At 72.4% G+C, this 20,322-nt stretch carries 16 protein-coding genes and 3 pseudogenes; 13 read left to right on the top strand and 6 right to left on the bottom strand.

From position 1 onward, the window contains the following. Window positions 1–57: 57 nt before the first annotated feature. On the bottom strand, window positions 58–198 hold the full coding sequence (locus VE614_RS29320; RefSeq protein ID WP_324943808.1) for a hypothetical protein: 141 nt from the start codon (window positions 196–198) through the stop codon (window positions 58–60). Between VE614_RS29320 and VE614_RS29315 the strand changes: the two are divergent. Beyond that, a pseudogene (locus VE614_RS29315) lies at window positions 148–486 on the top strand (NADP oxidoreductase); the annotation flags it as partial. The gene VE614_RS29320 and the pseudogene VE614_RS29315 sit on opposite strands and share 51 nt — an antisense overlap. Here VE614_RS29315 and VE614_RS29310 read toward each other — a convergent pair. Together VE614_RS29310 and VE614_RS29305 are read right to left on the bottom strand one after the other, a co-directional pair. Beyond that, window positions 483–1,169 carry a glycerophosphodiester phosphodiesterase gene (locus tag VE614_RS29310; protein ID WP_324943805.1) on the bottom strand — a complete coding sequence of 229 codons (687 nt, stop codon included), beginning with the start codon at window positions 1,167–1,169 and terminating at the stop codon, window positions 483–485. The pseudogene VE614_RS29315 and the gene VE614_RS29310 sit on opposite strands and share 4 nt — an antisense overlap. Before the next feature lie 33 nt (window positions 1,170–1,202). Continuing rightward, a pseudogene (locus VE614_RS29305) lies at window positions 1,203–2,422 on the bottom strand (adenosine deaminase). A gap of 86 nt (window positions 2,423–2,508) precedes the next feature. Here VE614_RS29305 and VE614_RS29300 point away from each other — a divergent pair. Further along, complete coding sequence (locus VE614_RS29300; RefSeq protein ID WP_324943802.1) at window positions 2,509–3,294, top strand: DUF4190 domain-containing protein; 786 nt, start codon at window positions 2,509–2,511, stop codon at window positions 3,292–3,294. Here the strand turns inward: VE614_RS29300 and VE614_RS29295 are convergent. Beyond that, window positions 3,260–3,925: an NADAR family protein gene (locus tag VE614_RS29295; RefSeq protein ID WP_324943799.1), complete on the bottom strand. Its 666-nt coding sequence runs from the start codon at window positions 3,923–3,925 to the stop codon at window positions 3,260–3,262. The two genes, VE614_RS29300 and VE614_RS29295, sit on opposite strands and share 35 nt — an antisense overlap. A 220-nt stretch (window positions 3,926–4,145) precedes the next feature. Here VE614_RS29295 and VE614_RS29290 point away from each other — a divergent pair, with 220 nt between their 5' ends. From VE614_RS29290 to VE614_RS29255, 8 genes and pseudogenes are all read left to right on the top strand, one after another. Further along, window positions 4,146–5,681 carry a gamma-aminobutyraldehyde dehydrogenase gene (locus VE614_RS29290; RefSeq protein ID WP_324943796.1) on the top strand — a complete coding sequence of 512 codons (1,536 nt, stop codon included), beginning with the start codon at window positions 4,146–4,148 and terminating at the stop codon, window positions 5,679–5,681. A gap of 55 nt (window positions 5,682–5,736) precedes the next feature. Continuing rightward, on the top strand, window positions 5,737–6,981 hold the full coding sequence (locus tag VE614_RS29285; protein WP_324943793.1) for a spermidine/putrescine ABC transporter substrate-binding protein: 1,245 nt from the start codon (window positions 5,737–5,739) through the stop codon (window positions 6,979–6,981). Then, window positions 6,978–8,138: an ABC transporter ATP-binding protein gene (locus VE614_RS29280; protein ID WP_324943790.1), complete on the top strand. Its 1,161-nt coding sequence runs from the start codon at window positions 6,978–6,980 to the stop codon at window positions 8,136–8,138. Before VE614_RS29285 ends, VE614_RS29280 begins: the two co-directional genes overlap by 4 nt. Then, window positions 8,138–9,067, top strand: a complete 930-nt coding sequence (locus VE614_RS29275; protein WP_324943787.1) for an ABC transporter permease — start codon at window positions 8,138–8,140, stop codon at window positions 9,065–9,067. Before VE614_RS29280 ends, VE614_RS29275 begins: the two co-directional genes overlap by 1 nt. Continuing rightward, window positions 9,068–9,868 (top strand): ABC transporter permease, encoded by an 801-nt coding sequence (locus VE614_RS29270; RefSeq protein ID WP_324943784.1) that lies wholly within the window; start codon window positions 9,068–9,070, stop codon window positions 9,866–9,868. A gap of 24 nt (window positions 9,869–9,892) precedes the next feature. Continuing rightward, on the top strand, window positions 9,893–11,311 hold the full coding sequence (locus VE614_RS29265) for an FAD-dependent oxidoreductase (RefSeq protein WP_324943782.1): 1,419 nt from the start codon (window positions 9,893–9,895) through the stop codon (window positions 11,309–11,311). A 117-nt stretch (window positions 11,312–11,428) separates the two neighbouring features. Beyond that, entirely contained in the window at window positions 11,429–11,893 is a 465-nt protein-coding gene (locus tag VE614_RS29260; protein WP_324943779.1) for a hypothetical protein, read from the top strand. Further along, window positions 11,892–12,233, top strand: a pseudogene (locus tag VE614_RS29255) (chitinase); the annotation flags it as partial. The gene VE614_RS29260 and the pseudogene VE614_RS29255, both read left to right, overlap by 2 nt. Here VE614_RS29255 and VE614_RS29250 read toward each other — a convergent pair. Together VE614_RS29250 and gabT are read right to left on the bottom strand one after the other, a co-directional pair. After that, window positions 12,172–13,038 carry a phosphatase PAP2 family protein gene (locus VE614_RS29250; protein ID WP_324943776.1) on the bottom strand — a complete coding sequence of 289 codons (867 nt, stop codon included), beginning with the start codon at window positions 13,036–13,038 and terminating at the stop codon, window positions 12,172–12,174. The pseudogene VE614_RS29255 and the gene VE614_RS29250 overlap by 62 nt on opposite strands. Window positions 13,039–13,159: 121 nt before the next feature. Then, on the bottom strand, window positions 13,160–14,494 hold the full coding sequence (gene gabT, locus VE614_RS29245) for a 4-aminobutyrate--2-oxoglutarate transaminase (protein WP_324943773.1): 1,335 nt from the start codon (window positions 14,492–14,494) through the stop codon (window positions 13,160–13,162). A 281-nt stretch (window positions 14,495–14,775) separates the two neighbouring features. On the opposite strand from gabT, the gene VE614_RS29240 reads away from it, so the two are divergent. The 3 genes from VE614_RS29240 to VE614_RS29230 all read left to right on the top strand — a co-directional run bounded on the left by VE614_RS29240 (window position 14,776) and on the right by VE614_RS29230 (window position 20,233). Next, window positions 14,776–16,902, top strand: a complete 2,127-nt coding sequence (locus VE614_RS29240) for an ATP-binding protein (protein WP_324943769.1) — start codon at window positions 14,776–14,778, stop codon at window positions 16,900–16,902. Between the two features lie 98 nt (window positions 16,903–17,000). After that, entirely contained in the window at window positions 17,001–18,578 is a 1,578-nt protein-coding gene (locus VE614_RS29235; protein WP_324943766.1) for a PucR family transcriptional regulator, read from the top strand. Between the two features lie 209 nt (window positions 18,579–18,787). Then, window positions 18,788–20,233, top strand: a complete 1,446-nt coding sequence (locus tag VE614_RS29230) for an aldehyde dehydrogenase family protein (protein WP_324943762.1) — start codon at window positions 18,788–18,790, stop codon at window positions 20,231–20,233. Window positions 20,234–20,322 lie beyond the last annotated feature (89 nt).

Below are 20,322 nucleotides of genomic sequence, written 5' to 3'. Positions count from 1 at the left end.
CCCGCCGGGGCGGCCCCACGGTCTCCGTGGGGCCGCCCGCCCCTTCTCCTCACGGTCCTACTGGAGCGCCGCCCGCACGATGCCGTCCACCACCGGGTTCCCCGACTCGCCCTTCGCGTCGGTGGCGTTGATCATCGTCGGTCGGCGGGCGGTCCCTCGGCGGCCGAGCGCATCGCCGCCGCCGCACCCGGCGCGCACGTGGTGAAGGCCTTCAACCTCTGCCATGTCGACGTCTGGCGGCTGACCCCGCCCGTCTTCGACGGCCGCCCGCTGGCGGTACCGCTGTGCGGCGACGACGAGAGCGCCCTGTCCGCCGTACGCCGACCCGTCCGCGACCTCGGCTGTGTGCCGCTGGACGCCGGAGGTCTGGACCGGGCGGGGCTGGTGGAGGCGACGGCGGCACTGCTGATCGGACTGTGGGTGGGAGAGGGGGCGGACGCCCAGGCCATCGCGCCGCCGCTGGAGCACGCCGGGCCGCGTGACTAGCTCCGGTGGCGCAGGGCGCAGAGGGCGTCGATGCGGTTGGTGGTGATGGAGTCGACGTCCAGGTCGAGGAGGCGGCGCATGGCGCGGACCGTGTCCGGTGTCCACACCGACAGGAGGTAGCCGTCGCGGTGCACCCGGGCGGCGAGGTCGCGGTCGACCAGGCCGAAGCGGTAGTTGAGCCAGCGCGGGCGCACCGCGTCCAGCAGCGCGGGCCGCGGCGGCGCCAGCGTCGTCCAGGTCAGGGCGATCTCGGCGGCGGGGTCGGCGGTGCGCACCGCGAGCATCGCGGCGGCGCCCGCGCAGTAGTAGACGCGGTCCTCGGCGCGGCACTCGCGGACCACGTCCACCACCCGGCGGGCCGCCCGGACGTCCGGGGTGCCCGGCAGATCCAGCATCACCCGGCTGTCCCCGGTCGCCGCCAGCGCCGCGGCCAGCGTCGGCACCCGCTCCGCCGTCACCTCGCTCAACTCGGCGGCGGTCAGCGCCAGTACCGGACGGTCCACCTCCCACAGCCGCTTCAGCGTCTCGTCGTGCAGCAGCACCGGCACACCGTCCCGGGTCAGCCGTACGTCGATCTCGACCGCGTCCGCGCCCAGTTCGAGCGCGGTACGCAGCGAGTGCAGGGTGTTCTCACGGGCGTGGTAAGGGGCGCCGCGGTGGGCCACGGCGGTCACGTTGCGCATGGGCCCATTGTGCTGGGCCCCGCAGCGGACGGGTCAGGGCGCGAGTCGGCCCGCGAGATACGTGTCGGTGTACGTGTCGATCTCGGCGGCCAGCCGGGCCTTGCCCGCCGGGTCCAGGAAGGACGCCTCGACGGCGTTCTTCGCCAGACCGGCGAGGCCGCGCTCGTCCAGGTCGAGGAGGCGGGCGGCGACCGCGTACTCGGTGTTCAGGTCGGTGCCGAACATCGGCGGGTCGTCGGAGTTGATCGTGACGAGGACACCGGCGCGGACGAACTCCCCGAGGGGGTGCTCGTCCAGGGTGCGGACCGCGCGCGTGGCGATGTTCGAGGTCGGGCACACCTCCAGCGCGACGCGGTGCTCGGCGAGATGCGCCAGCAGCTTCTCGTCCTGCGCGGAGCTGGTGCCATGGCCGATGCGCTCGGCGCGCAGGTGGGTGAGCGCGTCCCAGACCGTCTGCGGGCCGGTCGTCTCGCCCGCGTGCGGCACGGACCGCAGGCCGGCCGCGATCGCGCGGTCGAAGTACGGCTTGAACTGCGGGCGCGGCACGCCGATCTCCGGGCCGCCGAGCCCGAAGGAGACCAGGCCCTCCGGGCGGACGCGGTCGTCCGTGGCCAGCCGGGTCGTCTCCTCGGCCGCCTCCAGGCCCGCTTCGCCCGGGATGTCGAAACACCAGCGCAGCACGGTCCCGAACTCGGCCTCCGCCGCCTCGCGGGCGTCCTCGATCGCGTCCATGAACGCCTTCTCGTCGATGCCGCGGCGGGTGGACGAGAAGGGGGTGATGGTCAGCTCGGCGTAGCGCACCTGCTGGCGGGCCAGCTCGCGGGCCACCTCGTAGGTCAGCAGGCGGACGTCCTCCGGGGTGCGGATGAGGTCGACGACCGACAGGTACACCTCGATGAAGTGCGCGAAGTCCGTGAACGTGAAGTAGTCGACCAGGGCCTCGGGGTCCGTGGGGACCTTCGAGTCGGGGTGGCGGGCGGCCAGTTCGGCGACGATGCGGGGGGAGGCGGAGCCGACGTGGTGGACGTGCAGTTCGGCTTTCGGCAGGCCGGCGATGAAGTCACCTGCGGTGGGCTGTGGCGTGGTGGGACGGTCGGTCACGGGTTCCTCCCCGGAGCGGCGCGCTGCTCTGCCCCGCCGGGCGGGGCGGGCGGGCGCGCGGGTGATCGGCTGATCGGTGGGTCGGGGTCATCGTAGGACGGGTGGGGGTGGGGGCGGGGTGCGGGTTTGTGTGTGGGGGGCTGGTCGTGCAGTCCTCCGTGCCCCTGAGGGGCGCGGGGGGAAGGGGTTTGGGTGTGGCCGTAGCATGACGGAACGTACGACAGAGGGGATCTCGCGCATGTCCGACGACGCGCAGCCGCCGGTGGCGCCGGGGCACGACGACACGCCCCGGCCCGCGCCGCCGCGCTCTGACGCCCCGCGCGATCCCTGGGCACCGCCGGAGCCGGCGCGGGAGTCGAAGGCGGACGCGTCGAAGGTGTCCTTCGAGAAGCCCGTGCCGGGGGAGCCCGCCGATCCGGCGCCCCTCGGCACCCCTGCCGGGCCCGGCGACACGCTCGCCTCCGGCAGTGGCCCCGTACCGCCCTCGGTCCACGACCAGCAGACCATCACCTCGTTGCCCGCCGCGGGCGGTGGCGAGGTGTCGTCGCAGTGGGCGGCCCCGACCGCTCCGCCGAGTCCGGGTCCTCCGCCGGGCGGTCTCGGTGATCCCTTCGCGCCGCCGGCCCCGCCCGGTCCGCGGCCGCGGGGCGGTGCGGTTCCCCCGCCGCCGATCGCCCCGCACGGTCCCGGGCAGATGCCGTACGGATATCCCGGCGGATACGGGTATCCGCCTCCCGCCGCCGGAGGCGGCTACTACGGCTGGCCGGGTATGCCGCCGGACGGCGCCAACGGGATGGGCACGGCCGGGCTGGTGCTCGGCATCCTCGCGGCGATCGTGTTCTGCCTCTGGCCGCTGGCCATCATCCTCGGCATCCTCGGCGTGATCTTCGGCGCGATCGGCCGGGGGAAGGCGAAGCGAGGGCAGGCCACCAACGGGGGTCAGGCGCTGGCGGGCATCATCTGCGGTGCCGCCGGGATCGTTCTGGGCATCACGACGGGCGTGCTGGTGATCGTGGTCCGGTGAGGGTGGTGGGGCCGGCGGCCCCGCCCGTGTCCGGGGGCCAGGGCCCTGGTGCCGTACGGAGTGCGTGGGGCTGTGCCCCCTGGCGCAGTCGCCGCCGCGCCTCCATCAGCGCGAACCCCAGCAGGTTCGGCCCCCGCCACCGCTCCGGATCCCCCGCCCCCTCGTCGTCGGCGGCGAGGCCGATGCCCCAGACCCGGTCCACCGGACTGGCCTCCACCAGCACCCGCTCTCCCGTGCCCAGCAGAAACTCCCGCAGCTCCGCGTGGGCGGCGAACTTCCCGACGCTGCCCTCGACCACGATGCCGAACCGCTCCCGCTCCCAGACGTCCTCGTCGAACCCCCGGACCAGCCGCCCCGCCTTCTTCGCCTCCGCCGGACGCCCCGCGGCCAGCACCCGCCGCTCCGCCTCCGCGTCGCCGAACAGGCGGGCCTTCGCGGCCATCATCCAGTGCTCGGCCGTCGCGTACTCCACGCCGTCGACCGTGAAGGGGGAGGGCCACCACTGGCTCAGGCAGCTCGGCCCGATCCGTCCGTCCGGCCGCGGGCGGTGCCCCCAGAAGTACAGATACTTCACCCGGGCCCCCGCTCGTACCTCCTTGACCAGGGCTTCCCGCGAGTCGATCTTCTCCATGCACGGCAGTGTCGCAGCCACCACTGACACTCCGTCCCCTGTTTTTCGCGTCGACTCGACACCTGGTCGACAGATTCCGTCGCGTAACCAAAAGGCAACAACGGAATCACTTGTTGGAGTCCCATCGCTCTGTCAGGATCGGCACTCAAATCGAGCTGGAGCTACGCCACCCACCCCCCTGGACACCATGCCGGGCGGGGTTTCGGCGGAGGAGAGCGACATGCACAACCCGGGCACCACCACCCCGGAACGATTCCCGGCACAGGACCGCTTCGCGGCCGGCGCGCAGTACATCGGCGGCAGACTGACCAAGGGCACGTCCGGCCGTACGCACGCCGTCGTCGACCCCGCCACCGGCGAGGAGGTCCACGTCTACCAGCTGGCGAGCACGGACGACGTCGACGCCGCCGTGGCCGCGGCCCGCGCCGCGTTCCCGGCCTGGGCCGGGGCCACCCCCGGCGAGCGGTCGGACGCGCTGCACCGGCTCGCCGCCGTCCTCGCCGACCGTGCCGAGGAATTCGCCCGCGCCGAGTCGCTCCAGTGCGGCAAGCCGCTCAAGCTCACCCGTGAGTTCGACGTCCCGGGCACGATCGACAACACCGCCTTCTTCGCGGGCGCCGCCCGGCATCTGCAGGGGCAGTCGGCCGGGGAGTACTCCGGGGACCACACGTCGTACGTGCGCCGGGAACCCATCGGTGTCGTCGGTTCCATCGCGCCCTGGAACTACCCCCTCCAGATGGCCGCCTGGAAGATCCTCCCGGCGATCGCCGCGGGCAACACGATCGTCCTGAAGCCAGCCGAGATCACTCCGCTGACCTCCCTGCTCTTCGCGGAGGCGGTCACGGAGGCCGGGATCCCGGACGGCGTCGTCAACATCGTCACCGGTACCGGCAAGGAGGCGGGCGAGCATCTCGTCGGCCACCCCGATGTCGCCATGACCTCGTTCACCGGCTCCACCCCGGTCGGCAAGCGGGTCGCCGAGATCGCCACCGCCACCGTCAAGCGGCTCCACCTGGAGCTGGGCGGCAAGGCGCCGTTCGTGGTCTTCGACGACGCCGACCTGGAGGCCGCCGTCCACGGCGCGGTCGCGGGCGCGCTCATCAACACCGGGCAGGACTGCACGGCCGCCACGCGCGCGTACGTGCAGCGTCCGCTGTACGAAGAGTTCGTCACCCGCACCGCCGCGCTCATGGAGACCGTGCGGCTCGGCGACCCGTTCGCCGAGGGGACGGACCTCGGACCGCTGATCTCGCACGCCCAGCGGGACCGCGTCGCCGGGTTCGTCGACCGGGCGCGGGCCTACGCGCGCGTGGTCACCGGCGGCGCGGCACCCCAGGGCGAGCTGGAGAAGGGGGCCTACTACCGGCCCACGCTCGTCGCCGACGCGCCCCAGGACAGCGAGATCGTCCAGTCCGAGATCTTCGGTCCGGTGCTGGTCGTGCTGCCCTTCGACAGCGACGGCGAGGGCATCGCGCTGGCCAACGACACGCCGTACGGCCTCGCCGCCTCCGCGTGGAGCCGGGACGTGTACCGGGCGAACCGGGCCACCCGCGAGATCAAGGCGGGCTGTGTGTGGGTCAACGACCACATCCCGATCATCAGCGAGATGCCGCACGGCGGCTACAAGGCGTCCGGCTTCGGCAAGGACATGTCCGCCTACTCCTTCGAGGAGTACACGCAGGTCAAGCACGTCATGTTCGACAACACGGCGGTGGCCCGGAAGGACTGGCACCGCACGATCTTCGGGGACCGATAGCACACAGGCCGCCCGACCCGCGGCCGACCGACCTCCCGAAAGGGCACCAACGCGCATGGAGCAGTACGAGCCCGACCGCCTGTCCCCGGCCCAAGTGGCCGCCATGCGGCGCAGCTTCCGGAACGGCAGGGCCGCTCTCAGCCGCCGTTCCCTGCTGCGCGCCTCCGCCGGCGGCGCGCTCGCGGCCGGCGGTCTGGGGGCGCTCAGCGCCTGCGGCATCCCGCCGGCGGCGAAGACCTCCGGGGTCTCGTCCGAGGACCACTCGGCCAAGGAGAAGACCGTCAGCTTCTCCAACTGGACCGAGTACATGGACGTCGACGACAGCGAGGAGCGCCATCCCACGCTCGACGAGTTCAAGCGGCGGACCGGCATCTCGGTCAAGTACACCGAGGACATCAACGACAACGTCGAGTTCTTCGGCAAGATCAAGCCGCAGCTCGCGGCCGGCCAGCCCACCGGCCGCGACCTGATCTGCGTGACCGACTGGCTCGCCGCGCGCCTGATCCGCTTCGGCTGGGTCCAGAAACTGGACCCGTCCAACCTGCCCACCGCCTACGCCCGCCTGTCCCAGCAGTTCCGCAGCCCGGACTGGGACCCGGGACGGGCGTACTCCTACCCGTGGACCGGTATCTCCACGGTCATCGCCTACAACAAGAAGGCGCTCGACGGCGTGGAGGTGACGTCCGTCTCGGACATGCTCGACAACCCCAGGCTCAAGGGGCGGGTCGGCTTCCTGTCCGAGATGCGCGACAGCGTCGGCATGACCCTGCTCGACATGGGCAAAGACCCGGGGAAGTTCACCGACGACGACTACGACGCGGCGATCGCCCGCCTCCAGAAGGCCGTCGACAAGGGCCAGATCCGCCGCTTCACCGGCAACGACTACACCTCGGACCTCACCAAGGGCGACCTCGCGGCCTGTGTCGCGTGGGCCGGTGACGTGGTGCAGCTCAAGGCGGACAGCCCCGACGTCGGCTTCGTCATCCCCGACAGCGGTTACATGACGTCGACGGACAACCTGCTGGTGCCCAACAAGGCCCGGCACAAGACCAACGCCGAGCGGCTGATCGACTACTACTACGAGCCTCGCCCGGCCGCCCAGCTCGCCGCGTACATCAACTACGTGTGTCCCGTCGACGGGGTGAAGGACGAGCTGGCGAAGATCGACGAGGACGCGGCGAACAACCCGCTGATCCTGCCCGACAAGGCCATGGCCGCCAAGTCTCGCGCCTTCCGCTCGCTGAGCGCGAAGGAAGAGACGGCCTACGAAGAGAAGTTCGCGAAGCTCACAGGGGCGTGACGACCATGACGACGACAGACACCAGCGGCGACGTCCGCCTCTCCGGGATCAGCAAGTCCTACGGCGCCTTCCCCGCCGTGCACCCGCTCGACCTGACCGTGCCGCAGGGCTCCTTCTTCGCCCTGCTCGGCGCCTCCGGCTGCGGCAAGACCACCACCCTGCGGATGATCGCGGGCCTGGAGGAGCCGACCGCCGGCACCGTCCACCTCGGCGACCAGGACGTGACCCACCTGCCGCCCTACAAGCGGCCGGTGAACACCGTCTTCCAGTCCTACGCGCTCTTCCCGCACCTGGACATCTTCGAGAACGTCGCCTTCGGTCTGCGCCGGCGCGGCATCAAGAGCGTGAGGAAGCAGGTCGACGAGATGCTGGAGCTGGTCCAGCTCGGCGAGCACGCGCGCAAGAAGCCGCACCAGCTCTCCGGCGGCCAGCAGCAGCGCGTCGCGGTCGCCCGCGCGCTGATCAACCACCCCAAGGTGCTGCTGCTCGACGAGCCGCTCGGCGCGCTCGACCTGAAGCTGCGCCGCCAGATGCAGCTGGAGCTCAAGCGCATCCAGACCGAGGTCGGCATCACGTTCGTCCATGTCACGCACGACCAGGAGGAGGCCATGACGATGGCCGACACGGTCGCCGTGATGAACGCGGGCCGCGTCGAACAGCTGGGCGCCCCCGCCGACCTGTACGAGAACCCGAAGACCACCTTCGTCGCCAACTTCCTCGGCACCTCCAACCTGATCGAGGCCGAGGTCGACGCCACGAGCGGCGACGAGATCGTGCTCAGGGCGGGCGGCGGCAAGCTGACCCTGCCGTCCCAGCGGTGCAGTGCCCCCACGGCGACCGGCGGCAAGGTGCTGGTCGGCGTACGGCCCGAGAAGATCTCCCTCACGCACGCCGACGACGCGGGGGCGATCCCGGACGGCCGCAACCGGGTCACGGGACGGATCGCCGACGCCAGCTTCATCGGCGTCTCCACCCAGTACGTCGTGGACAGCCCCGCGGGCGCCGCGCTCCAGGTCTACGTCCAGAACGTCGACCGCGACGCCCGGCTGGCGCCCGGCGCCGAGGTCGTCCTGCACTGGAGCCCGGCCCACACCTTCGGCCTGGACGCCGCCCAGGACATCCAGGCGGGCGTGGAGAAGGTCGAGGAGGGCTCCTGATGGCCGCCGTCACCGAGGCGCCACCGCCTCTCGCGCCACCCGCCCCGGAGCAGAAGCCGCCGCGCAGGCGTGGCCGCTGGATGCCGTATCTGCTGCTGCTCCCCGGCATCCTGTGGCTGATCGTCTTCTTCGCGCTGCCGATGGTCTACCAGGCCTCGACGTCCGTGCAGACGGGCTCCCTGGAAGAGGGCTACCAGGTCACCTGGCACTTCGCGACCTACTGGGACGCTCTCTCCGAGTACTGGCCGCAGTTCCTGCGCTCGGTGCTGTACGCCGGCGCCGCGACGGTCCTGTGTCTGCTGCTCGGCTACCCGCTGGCGTATCTGATCGCCTTCCGCGCGGGCCGCTGGAAGCACCTGATCATGATCCTGGTGATCGCCCCGTTCTTCACCAGCTTCCTGATCCGCACCCTCGCCTGGAAGACGATCCTCGCGGACGGCGGCCCGGTCGTCGGCGCGCTCAACGCGCTGCACGTCCTGGACGTCACCAGCTGGCTCGGCATGACCTCGGGCGACCGGGTGCTGGCCACCCCGCTCGCGGTGGTCTGCGGTCTGACGTACAACTTCCTGCCGTTCATGATCCTGCCGCTGTACACCTCGCTGGAGCGGATCGACGGCCGGCTGCACGAGGCGGCGGGCGATCTGTACGCCAGGCCCTTCACCACCTTCCGCAAGGTCACCTTCCCGCTGTCGATGCCGGGTGTCGTCTCCGGCACGCTGCTGACCTTCATCCCGGCCGCCGGTGACTACGTCAACGCGGACCTGCTCGGCTCCACCGACACCCGCATGATCGGCAACGTCATCCAGTCGCAGTTCCTGCGCATCCTGGACTATCCGACGGCCGCCGCCCTCTCCTTCATCCTGATGTTCGCGATCCTCATCATGGTCACGCTCTACATCCGCAGGTCCGGGACGGAGGATCTGGTTTAAATGGCCTTCGTCAACTGGCTCAAGCGCCGTCTCGTCGTCATCGCGGGACTGTTCACGCTCGCCTATCTGCTGCTGCCGAACGTCGTGGTGACGGTGTTCTCCTTCAACGATCCGAAGGGGCGCTTCAACTACGAGTGGCAGAAGTTCTCCACGGACGCCTGGACGGACCCGTGCGGGGTCGCCGACCTGTGCGGCTCGCTCTCGCTCAGCCTCCAGATCGCGTTCTGGGCGACGCTGGGCGCCACCGCGCTCGGCACGGCGATCGCGTTCGCGCTGGTGCGGTACCGCTTCCGCGCGCGGGGTGCCGTCAACTCGCTGATCTTCCTGCCCATGGCGATGCCCGAGGTGGTGATGGCGGCCTCGCTGCTCACGCTCTTCCTCAACATGGGCGTCCAGCTGGGCTTCTGGACGATCCTCATCGCCCACATCATGTTCTGCCTCAGCTTCGTCGTGACGGCCGTCAAGGCGCGCGTCATGTCGATGGACCCGAGGCTGGAACAGGCCGCGCAGGACCTCTACGCCGGCCCGTTCCAGACGTTCCTGCGGGTCACCCTGCCGATCGCGGCACCGGGAATCGCCGCGGGCGCGCTGCTCGCCTTCGCGCTCTCCTTCGACGATTTCATCATCACCAATTTCAACGCGGGCTCCACCGTCACCTTCCCCATGTTCGTCTGGGGTTCGGCCCAGCGCGGCACGCCCGTGCAGATCAATGTCATCGGTACGGCCATGTTCGTCCTCGCCGTGCTGTTCGTCCTGACCTCCATGGTCATCAGCAATCGCCGCACCAAGCACAAGGCGTAAAGGCAGTCGTAGGGAGTTGAAATCATGGCCCCAAGCGCCATGAGCCGTTGGACAAAGGCACTTTCCGAAGCCCAGCCGGTCCCGTACTGGCTGGACGACCCCGGCAGGCCCCGCCCCGAGCCCGCGCTCACCGGTGCCGAGACCTGCGACCTGCTGGTCGTCGGCGGCGGTTACAGCGGGCTGTGGACCGCGCTGATCGCCAAGGAGCGCGACCCGCAGCGGGACGTGGTGCTGCTGGAGGGCCGCGAGGTGGGCTGGGCCGCCTCCGGCCGCAACGGCGGCTTCTGCGCCGCATCCCTCACCCACGGTCTGCCCAACGGGCTCACCCGCTGGCCGGACGAGATCCACACACTGGAGAAGCTGGGCGCCCGCAATCTCGACGAGATCGAGAAGGCGGTCGCCCGGCACGGCATCGACTGCGACTTCGAACGCACGGGTGAGATCGATGTCGCCACCGAGACGTACCAGGCGTGGGAACTGCGCGACTGGTACGAGGAGATGCGGCGCGAGGGCCTGGCCGAGGGTGTCGAGTTCCTGGACGCCGAGGCGGTCCGCGCGCAGGTGGACTCGCCCACCTTCCAGGCGGGCCTGTGGGACAAGCGGGGCGTGGCCCTGCTCAACCCCGCCAAGCTGGTCTGGGGCCTGAAGCGGGCCTGCGTGAACCTCGGCGTGCGGGTCTACGAGCACACGCCCGCCCTCACGCTGAAGCCCTACGGCGCGGGGATGGCCGTCCGAACCCCCTACGGCCAGGTCCGCGCCCGCAAGGTCGCGCTCGGCACCAACGTCTTCCCCAGCCTGGTGAGGCGGGTCCGCGCCTACACGGTCCCGGTCTACGACTACGCGCTGATGACCGAGCCACTGACGGACGACCAGCTCGCGGCGGTCGGCTGGCAGGGCCGGCAGGGCCTCGGTGACAGCGCCAACCAGTTCCACTACTTCCGGCTGTCCGCCGACAACCGGATCCTGTGGGGCGGCTACGACGCCGTCTATCCCTACGGCGGCCGGGTCCGCGCCGAGTACGACGACCGTCCGGAGACCTACGCCAAGCTCGCCGGGCACTTCTTCACCTGCTTCCCGCAGCTGGAGGGCGTCCGCTTCACCCATGCCTGGGGCGGCGCGATCGACACCTGCTCGCGCTTCTCGGCGTTCTTCGGCACCGCCCACCAGGGCAAGGTGGCGTACGCGGCCGGATACACCGGCCTCGGTGTCGGCGCGACCCGCTTCGGCGCCGACGTGATGCTGGACCTGCTGGCGGGGGAGCGCACCGAGCGGACCGAGCTGGAGATGGTGCGCAAGAAGCCGCTGCCGTTCCCGCCGGAGCCGTTCGCCTGGACCGGCATCGCGCTCACCAAGTGGTCACTGGCCCGAGCGGACGCCCATGGCGGGCGGCGCAATCTGTGGCTGCGGACGATGGACCGGCTGGGCCTGGGCTTCGACAGCTGACGTGTGATCCAGGTCACCTGAGGGAAGCGCGTGAAGTCGCGTAATGCTCCCCGGAGGACCTCCCTCTCCCTCGTGGCGCGACTCGCGTCCACGAGACGACACAGGGAGGTCTTCTTCATGACTGGGGCGAAGACGGCGGTCGACTGGCTGGCATCCGTCGCACCGGATCCCGAGGCCTGCCGCTGGGAGTGGGAGCGCAACCCCCTGGGGGTCGCGCTGCTGCCCGCCGGCAAGGCCTGGGACGTCCTGATCCTGCCGGGCGGGCTGGGCCGTCCGACGCTCGACGTGCTCACCCGCATCCTCGACCGGACCGGCCCGGTGCTCGCCGACTCCGGCGACGCCCGGGTGGGGTTCTTCGTGCCGGCGGGCACCGCGGCCCGCTGGGTCGGCACGGGGATCCGCACGGCCGGGTCCGGCACCTGGATCGTCGTGCCGTATCCGGGCCGGCCGACGAGCAGCGTGCGCTGGCTGGTACCGCCGGACGGGTCCGGCACTCTCACCGATCCGGCCCTGCTCGAACTGGCGATGCATGAGGCGGCGGCGGGTCTGGCGACGGAGGAGGGGCGGCCCCAGGGGGCGTGACCAGTACCACTCCATGGGCGGCGCCGACTTCCACATCGCCATGACCGACACGCTGCTCACCGGTTTCCCGGTCGCGGGCGACGCGGTCAACGTCTTCCCGCCGCTGCGCCCCGACCAGGTCGCCATCGGCATGCCGGCCACGACGAACACGGGCAACGGGTACGTGTCCCCGGCCGAGGTGGTGAAGACCCCGGACTGTCTGACGAAGAAGGCGAACTGCGGCTCGTACGCCACCCACGGCACCTGGCCGGGACTGCGCGGCCTGATGACCTGGTCGGTCAACTGGGACCGGTTCGGCGGCTGGGAGTTCCAGCGGACGTTCGACGGCTACTTCGGCTGACCCGGGCGACGCAGACGACGTAGAGCGTGAGCAGCACCGCGCACAGGCACCAGCTGGCCAGCACGTCCAGCGGCCAGTGGTAGCCCCGCCGGACCAGACCGAAGCCGACACCGAGGTTGAGCGCCGCGCACAGCGCGACCAGTCCGCCGCGGACGGCGGCGCGGCGCAGCCAGGGCAGCAGGAGCAGGGCCGCGCAGCCGTAGGCGACGGCGGCGGTGGCGGTGTGGCCGGAGGGGAAGTAGCCGGTGGCGGGCGGGACGACCGGGGTGCCCGGGCGGTCGGTCAGCTCCTTGAGCGGGACGACGACCGCCGGAACGAGCGCGATCAGCAGGGCCGCGGCGGCGGCCGGCCGCCACCAGCGGTCTGCGCCGGCGGCGCGGGCCCGCCGGGCGGCGTACCCCGCGGCCAGCGCGAGCACCGGCACCGCCACCGGGACGTTCCCGAGGTCGGCGAGGAGTTCGGAGAACCGGTCCGGACGGACGAGCGCGCCGCTCAGCCGCTCGTCCAGGCGCACCAGCGGGCCGTCCGCGACGACCTGCCAGGTGATCAGCGCGAAGCAGACGAGGGGGAGAAGAAGGAGGAGAAGGGTCGGCCGCCCCGGAACAGGGGGGGTGGTTCCGGGGCGGCCGAACGGACCGGAACGTCGCGCGCCCCGGGGGGTCTGGGGCGGGCGACCGTCCGATCGGTGAGGAGATCCGGAGCCGGAGGCCCCGGGGGTGTGCGCGAGGGCACGACCAGGTCGAAGCTGGGGAGGCCCCGGCCTGATGTCGCCCACAGTCCCCTGTGGGCGGGGTGTATCTCTCATCTGCCTAGAACGTACGACAGGGCTCGCGCGGAGGACAGCCGGAACGGTGCCCTGTCATCCACCCCGCACACCTTCTTCACACGCTCTGCCGCAGGCTCCATCAGACGCGCGACGGTCCTGCTCAGATGCGCGCGAAGGCCTGCTCGATGATGTCGAGGCCCTCGTTCAGCAGGTCGTCGCCGATCACCAGCGGCGGCAGGAAACGCAGGACGTTGCCGTAGGTGCCACAGGTCAGGACCAGCAGGCCCTCCTGGTGGCAGGCCTTGGCGAGCGCGGCGGTCGCCTCCGGGTTCGGCTCCTTGGTGGCGCGGTCCTTGACCAGCTCGATGGCGATCATGGCGCCCCGGCCGCGGACGTCGCCGATGATGTCGAACTTCTCGGCCATGGCACCGAGGCGCGACTTCATGATCGCCTCGATGTTCTTCGCCTTGGCGTTGAGGTCCAGCTCCTTCATCGTCTCGATGGAGCCGAGCGCACCGGCGCAGGCGACCGGGTTGCCGCCGTAGGTGCCGCCCAGGCCGCCCGCGTGCGCGGCGTCCATGATCTCGGCGCGGCCGGTCACGGCGGCCAGCGGCAGACCGCCGGCGATGCCCTTGGCGGTGGTGATCAGGTCCGGGACGATGCCTTCGTCCTCGCAGGCGAACCACTGGCCGGTGCGGCAGAAGCCGGACTGGATCTCGTCCGCGACGAAGACGATGCCGTTGTCGTTGGCGAACTTCACGATCTCCGGCAGGAAGCCCTTGGCCGGCTCGATGAAGCCGCCCTCGCCGAGCACCGGCTCGATGATGATCGCGGCCACGTTCTCCGCGCCGACCTGCTTGGTGATCTGGTCGATGGCCTGCTTGGCGGCCTCGGGGCCGGCGTTCTCCGGGCCGGTCGGCCAGCGGTAGCCGTAGGCGACCGGCACGCGGTACACCTCGGGCGCGAACGGACCGAAGCCGTGCTTGTACGGCATGTTCTTCGCGGTCAGCGCCATCGTGAGGTTCGTACGGCCGTGGTAGCCGTGGTCGAAGACGACGACGGCCTGGCGCTTGGTGTACGCACGGGCGATCTTGACGGCGTTCTCGACGGCCTCGGCGCCGGAGTTGAACAGCGCGGTCTTCTTGGCGTGGTCACCCGGGGTCAGCTCGGCGAGGGCCTCGGCGACCTCCACGTAGCCCTCGTACGGGGTGACCATGAAACAGGTGTGGGTGAAGTCGGCGAGCTGCGCGGCGGCGCGGCGCACCACGGCCTCGGCGGAGGCGCCCACGGAGGTCACGGCGATACCGGAGCCGAAGTCGATCAGGCGGTTGCCGTCGACGTCCTCGATGATGCCGCCGCCCGCGCGCGCCGTGAACACCGGCAGCACGGAGCCCACGCCCGCGGCGACCGCGGCGGTACGGCGGGCCTGAAGCTCCTGCGACTTCGGGCCGGGGATGGCGGTGACGACGCGGCGCTCCTGCGGAACTGCGGTCATGAGGGCTCCTGGGGGTGTTTCCGGACTCTTGTCTTCTTTTCTCGCAGGTTAAGACGGGCGGAAGGGGGTGGGCATGCTCCATGTGGGCGTTGTCGGCGAGATCCATTGTCCGCCGTGGACATAGGCGACGTGGGTGGGCTTGCGTGGCAGGGGCGGATACCGTCGGTGCGCCCCGCCGCGCCACCGGTGAACTCCCCCCGCGCGCGCGTTAGATTGACTCGCTGATGGTGCACAGACCGGCCGCGAGCGCGGACGGAACGGCTGCTCAGGGGGCAAGGGCGATGGACAGCGACGGGACCCGGGACGCACGGGGCACGCATGCCGATCCGGTGCCGCGTCCGGCGAGGCCGCCGGAGATGCCGGCGATCCCGCCCCGCCCCCCCGCGGCGCCCCCCGTGCCGCCGCTTCCCGACGGCTCCGCCTTCCTGACCTGGCTGCGCACCCCCCGGCCCGAGGCGGCGCCCGGCGTCTGGCGGTTCGGCCACCGGCCGCGGCCCGACGAGGAACCCGAGCGGGTGCCCGGGCGGCAGCTGGTCAGCGGCGCGGTGATCGCCTTCCTGGTCGGCTGGCTGATCTGGTCGCTGCTGTGGAACGGCTACCTCGGCGGCTGGTGGCTGCTGCCCCTGTACGCGATGGTCCCCGACTCCTGGGCCGAGCCGCACAGCTTCGCCGCCGTCGTGGTCGTCTACGCGTACTACGTGATCGTCGGCCTGATCATCCTGGTCGGCGTCGGCCGGCTGGGCCGCTGGAGTGAAGTCTGGCGCCGCTACGGCCCGCCCGTCTGGCGCCGCCCCGCCCGCCCCGCCAACCCGCGCCCGCCCGCGCCCCAGGAGGACCCCGCCGAGTGGCCCGCCCTGCGCGCCGCCGGGGCCGTCGACGCCGCCGACCGGCTGGCCACCGAGGCCCGCCAGGGCCTCATGCGAGACGTCGACCACGCCCGGATCGCCCGCGCCTGGCAGGGCGTGCGCAACGGCCGGCACAGCCTGGCCACCTTCACCGGCGCGGTGCTCCGCGAGGGCTCCGCCGCCTGCCCGCACCCCTCCGGCGCCCGTGACCTGCCCGGCCGCCAGGCCCGGCACGACCTGCTCACCGGCCAGGTACGGCTCGGCACCACCGCCGACGACCCCCGCAACCCCTATGCCTACCGCGGCACCGGCCTCGCCCTCGGCCCCGAACTGCTCGGCACCTCGCTGCTCGCCGTCGGCCCGGCCGGCTCCGGCAAGACCGGCGCCCTCGTCCGCCCGCTCGCCGAGTCCCTGTGCCTGCACGCGCTGGCCGGGCGGGCCGCCGTCGTGGTGGTCGGCGCGGCGGGCGCCGGACTCGGCCCGGCCGACGCCTACGACGTCGTCGTCCGCGTCGGCGACCCGGAGTCGCTGTACGACCTGGACCTGTACGGCGGCACGACCGACCCGGACGAGGCCGCCGCCATACTGGCCGAAGCCCTGGTCGGCGACCTGGCCGACCCGCACCCCGGCAGCGACAGCCGCCGCTCCACCACCGTCCTCGCCCAGCTCCTCGGCCCCTACCGCGCGGTCCACGGCCGCTTCCCGTCCGTCCCCGAACTGCGCGCCCTGCTCGACGGGGCGCCCGGCCCGCTGGCCGAGCTGCGGGCCGGTCTCGTCGAGGCCGGGCAGGACTCGCTGCTGCGGGAGCTGGACGCGCGCGAGCGGCAGCTGGCCCACCCGGGTGACGTGGGCGGCGTCCTGGCGGACCGGATCGCGCTGCTCGACCGCCCGGCGTTCGCCGGCTTCTTCGACACGTCCGGCCAGTCCCGGCCGTTCTCCCTGAAGGCCCTCGACCATCCGGTCCGGGTCCGCATCGACCTGCCCGCGCGCGGCCACGCGGACGCCTCCCGGATCCTGGCCCGGCTGGTGCTCGCCCAGTTCACGGCCAGTGTGTCGGTACGGGAGGACCGCTCGCTGTTCGCCTGCCTGATCCTGGACGACGCGACGGGCGTGGTGACCCCGGAGGGGGTGCGCGGCATCCAGCGGCTGCGCTCGGCGAACGCGGGCGCCGTCCTCACCCTGCGCACCCTGGACGACGCACCTCGCCCGCTGCGCGGTCCCCTCCTCGGCGCCACCGGGTGCCGGGTGGCGCTGTCCGGCCTCACCCCGTGGGACGGGCAGGACTTCGCCGAGGTCTGGGGCAAGGAGTGGACCGAGGCGCGCGACGTCACCGACCGGCAGATCATCGCCGAGACCCCCGCCGGGAAGGCCGTGCACGCGCTGCGCCGGGTGATCACCGGCAAGGCGCCGACCGCCCGCGCGGTGACCGTACGGCAGGTCGAGCGCGAACGCTGGTCGGCGTCGGAGCTGGCGCACGGGGTGCCGCCGGGCCACGCGGTGCTCTCCCTCACCGACGTCAAGGGCGAGCACGCGCCGCCGCTGCTGGTGGACCTGCGCGGGTGAAGCGACCGCCGGGGGCTCCTACAGTGAGGCAGAATCGGTATGGGCCGTTCATACGCGGCGGCCAAAAAATCACCCGCCCCCTCCTGACTGAAGGCCGCATGCCTCCCACGCTCGCCTCCCTCGTCCACCACTCGGCGCTCAAGCTGACCGTCCGAGCCGGCGGGGACCGCCTGGACGTGCCCGTCCGCTGGGCGCACGTCAGCGAGCTGGCCGACCCCGTGCCGTACATGGAGGGCGGGGAGCTGCTGCTGATCACCGCGCTGAAGCTGGACGCGGAGGACCCCGAGGCCATGCGCCGCTACGTCCGCCGCCTGGCCGGCGCGGGCGTGGTCGGCCTGGGCTTCGCGGTCGGGGTCAACTACGACGCGATCCCCGAGGCGCTGGTCGACGCGGCGGAGGAGGAGGGCCTGCCGCTTCTGGAGGTGCCGCGCCGCACCCCGTTCCTGGCGATCACCAAAGAGGTCTCGGCCGCCATCGCGGCGGACCAGTACCGCGCGGTCACGGCGGGCTTCGCCGCCCAGCGCGAACTGACCAAGCAGGCCCTGAACGACGGCCCGGAGGGCCTGCTCGGCGCGCTCGCCAACCAGGTCGACGGGTGGGCCGCGCTCTACGACGCGTCCGGCGCCGTCGTCGCCGCGGCCCCCGACTGGGCGGTCCGCCGCGCCGCCCGGCTCACCGCCGACGTCGAACGCCTCCGGGACCGCCCGGCCCCGGCCAGCTCCGTCGTGGGCGGCCCCGACCACGAGGACCGCGTCGAACTCCACTCCATCGGCACCGGCCGCCGCCCCCGCGCGGCGCTCGCCGTCGGCACCGCGGCGGCCCTCGGCACGGCCGAGCGCTACGCGGTCCACTCGGCGATCGCCCTGCTGACCCTGACGACGGAACGCTCCCGCTCGCTCGCCGCGGCCGAACAGCGGATCGGCACCGCGGTGCTGGGGATGCTGCTGGCCGGCGAGCCGGACCACGCCCGCGCGGTGGCGGGAGACCTGTACGGCGGGCTGCTGGACGCCCCCTTCCGGATGATCGTGGCCGAGGGCGAGGCGGGCGTCGCCGGACTGACGGAGGCCGTCGAGGCGGCCGGGGCCCGCGCGGGTGAGGCGGTGCTGGCCGTCCCCGAGGGCGAGCGCCTGGTGGTGCTGGCGGCGGACGGCGGTGCGGCGGTGCGGGCCTGCGGCGACCACGCGGCGGCGCTGGAGGCGGCCCGGAGCAAGGGTGGCGCGGCCCGGGAGCAGCCGGCGGGGGAGGACGACGACCTGGTGGTCGGCCTGTCGGCGCCCGCGGGCCCGATCGCCGCCGCCGCCGCGTACAAGCAGGCCGAACAGGCCCTGTCGGTGGCCCGCCGCCGGGGCCGCGTCCTGGTCGAGCACGAGCAGCTGGCGTCGGGCTCGGTCCTCCCGCTGCTCGCGGACGACGCGGTGCGGGCCTTCGCCGACGGCCTGCTGCGGGCCCTGCACGAGCATGACGCGACGGGCCGCGGCGATCTGGTCGCCTCCCTGCGCGCCTGGCTGTCCCGCCACGGCCAGTGGGACGCGGCGGCGGCCGACCTCGGGGTCCACCGCCACACGCTCCGCTACCGGATGCGGCGCGTGGAGGAGATCCTGGGGCGGTCGCTGGACGATCCGGATGTGCGGATGGAGCTGTGGCTGGCGCTGAAGGCCACGGCGGGAGAGCAGTAGCGGCTGCGCGGGACAGCAGCCCGCCCCGGCCGTCGTCCAGGGCGGGGGGACCGGTTCCGGACCGGACCGCCCGGCTCCACCGATCCAAACCGTCGTACGCCCGTGCCCCACCACTACGTTTCGGACAAGCCCTCCACCGCCCCGCCGCCCCTACCGTGGACCTCGACAGGCAAGCACACCCCCAACGCGGAAGGGCACGGGCCACGACCATGACCTCCACCCACGCCTTCTGGCTCGCCGGCCGTCAGGCCACCGGCGAGACCACTTTCGATGTCGAGTCGCCGTGGGACGGTCGGCTGGTCGGGCAGGTCAGCGTGCCCACCGACGCGCAGGTCGAGGAGGCCGTGGCCGCCGCGTACGCCGTGCGGGACGAGTTCGCCGCCACGCCCGCCCATGTCCGTGCCGCCGCACTCGACCACGTCAGCAAGCGGCTCGCCGAGCGCACCGAGGAGATCGCCCAGCTGATCTCCGCCGAGAACGGCAAGCCGATCAAGTGGGCCCGCGGCGAGGTCGGCCGTGCCGTGTCCGTGTTCCGGTTCGCGGCCGAGGAGGCCCGGCGGTTCAACGGCGGCGAGGCGCAGCGCCTCGACACCGACCTCGGCGGCCAGGGCCGGCTCGCCCTCACCCGGCGCTTCCCCAAGGGTGTCGTGCTCGGTATCGCGCCGTTCAACTTCCCGCTGAACCTGTGCGCCCACAAGGTCGCCCCGGCGATCGCCGCCGGCGCGCCGATCATCCTCAAGCCCGCCCCGGCCACCCCGCTCTCCGGGCTCGTCCTGGGTGAGCTGCTGGCCGAGACCGAGCTGCCGGCCGGCTCCTGGAGCATCCTGACGGTCCCGAACGACCGGATGCCCGCCCTCGTCCAGGACGAGCGGCTGCCGGTGATCTCCTTCACCGGCTCCGACAAGGTCGGCTACGCGATCATGGACTCGGTGCCGCGCAAGCACTGCACCCTGGAGCTGGGCGGCAACGGCGCGGCCGTCGTGCTGGCCGACTGGGCGAGCGACGAGGACCTGGACTGGGCCGCGACCCGTATCGCGACCTTCTCCAACTACCAGGGCGGCCAGTCCTGCATCTCCGTGCAGCGTGTGATCGCCGACGCCGCCGTGTACGACCGGCTGCTGCCCCGTGTCGTCGCCGCCGTCGAGGCCCAGGTCACCGGTGACCCGAGCGACGACGCCACCGACGTCGGCCCGCTGGTCAGCGAGGACGCCGCCAAGCGCGTCGAGTCCTGGGTGGACGAGGCCGTGGCGGCCGGCGCCAAGCTGCTCGCCGGCGGCAAGCGCGACGGCGCCTCCTACGCGCCGACCGTCCTCACCGACGTCCCGGCCGAGGTGACCATCGCCTGCGAGGAGGTCTTCGGACCGGTCCTCACCGTGCAGAAGGTCGACGGCGAGGCCGAGGCCTTCGCCGCGGTCAACAACTCCAAGTTCGGCCTCCAGGCGGGCGTCTTCACCCACGACGTCCAGACCGCCTTCCGCGCCCACCGCGCGCTGGAGGTCGGCGGTGTCGTCATCGGCGACGTGCCCTCCTACCGTGCCGACCAGATGCCGTACGGCGGCGCCAAGCAGTCCGGCGTGGGTCGCGAGGGCGTGAGGTACGCCATGGACGACTACACCTACGAGCGCGTGCTGGTCCTCACCGGTCTCGCGCTCTGACCTGCCACGGACAGGTCAGAAGGCGACGGCCGCAGCCCACTGTGCGGGGGCTGCGGCCGTCGCTGTTTTCCCTGTGCCGGCCTGGTCCG

Origin of the sequence: Streptomyces sp., assembly GCF_035645055.1 — a bacterium.
In the GTDB taxonomy this organism is placed as follows: Bacteria; Actinomycetota; Actinomycetes; order Streptomycetales; family Streptomycetaceae; genus Streptomyces.
The sequence above is the reverse complement of the archived record's forward strand: the minus strand, read 5'-3'. Positions and strand labels throughout refer to the sequence as shown.

Excerpts from the sequence above, each read along its gene's own strand:
- VE614_RS29295 (WP_324943799.1), bottom strand. The coding sequence starts at position 3,925 with ATGGAGAAGATCGACTCGCGGGAAGCCCTGGTCAAGGAGGTACGAGCG.
- VE614_RS29290 (WP_324943796.1), top strand. The coding sequence starts at position 4,146 with ATGCACAACCCGGGCACCACCACCCCGGAACGATTCCCGGCACAGGAC.
- VE614_RS29300 (WP_324943802.1), top strand. The coding sequence starts at position 2,509 with ATGTCCGACGACGCGCAGCCGCCGGTGGCGCCGGGGCACGACGACACG.
- VE614_RS29310 (WP_324943805.1), bottom strand. The coding sequence starts at position 1,169 with ATGCGCAACGTGACCGCCGTGGCCCACCGCGGCGCCCCTTACCACGCC.
- VE614_RS29260 (WP_324943779.1), top strand. The coding sequence starts at position 11,429 with ATGACTGGGGCGAAGACGGCGGTCGACTGGCTGGCATCCGTCGCACCG.
- VE614_RS29275 (WP_324943787.1), top strand. The coding sequence starts at position 8,138 with ATGGCCGCCGTCACCGAGGCGCCACCGCCTCTCGCGCCACCCGCCCCG.
- VE614_RS29235 (WP_324943766.1), top strand. The coding sequence starts at position 17,001 with ATGCCTCCCACGCTCGCCTCCCTCGTCCACCACTCGGCGCTCAAGCTG.
- VE614_RS29250 (WP_324943776.1), bottom strand. The coding sequence starts at position 13,038 with ATGAGAGATACACCCCGCCCACAGGGGACTGTGGGCGACATCAGGCCG.
- VE614_RS29230 (WP_324943762.1), top strand. The coding sequence starts at position 18,788 with ATGACCTCCACCCACGCCTTCTGGCTCGCCGGCCGTCAGGCCACCGGC.
- VE614_RS29240 (WP_324943769.1), top strand. The coding sequence starts at position 14,776 with ATGGACAGCGACGGGACCCGGGACGCACGGGGCACGCATGCCGATCCG.
- VE614_RS29285 (WP_324943793.1), top strand. The coding sequence starts at position 5,737 with ATGGAGCAGTACGAGCCCGACCGCCTGTCCCCGGCCCAAGTGGCCGCC.
- VE614_RS29265 (WP_324943782.1), top strand. The coding sequence starts at position 9,893 with ATGGCCCCAAGCGCCATGAGCCGTTGGACAAAGGCACTTTCCGAAGCC.
- gabT (WP_324943773.1), bottom strand. The coding sequence starts at position 14,494 with ATGACCGCAGTTCCGCAGGAGCGCCGCGTCGTCACCGCCATCCCCGGC.
- VE614_RS29270 (WP_324943784.1), top strand. The coding sequence starts at position 9,068 with ATGGCCTTCGTCAACTGGCTCAAGCGCCGTCTCGTCGTCATCGCGGGA.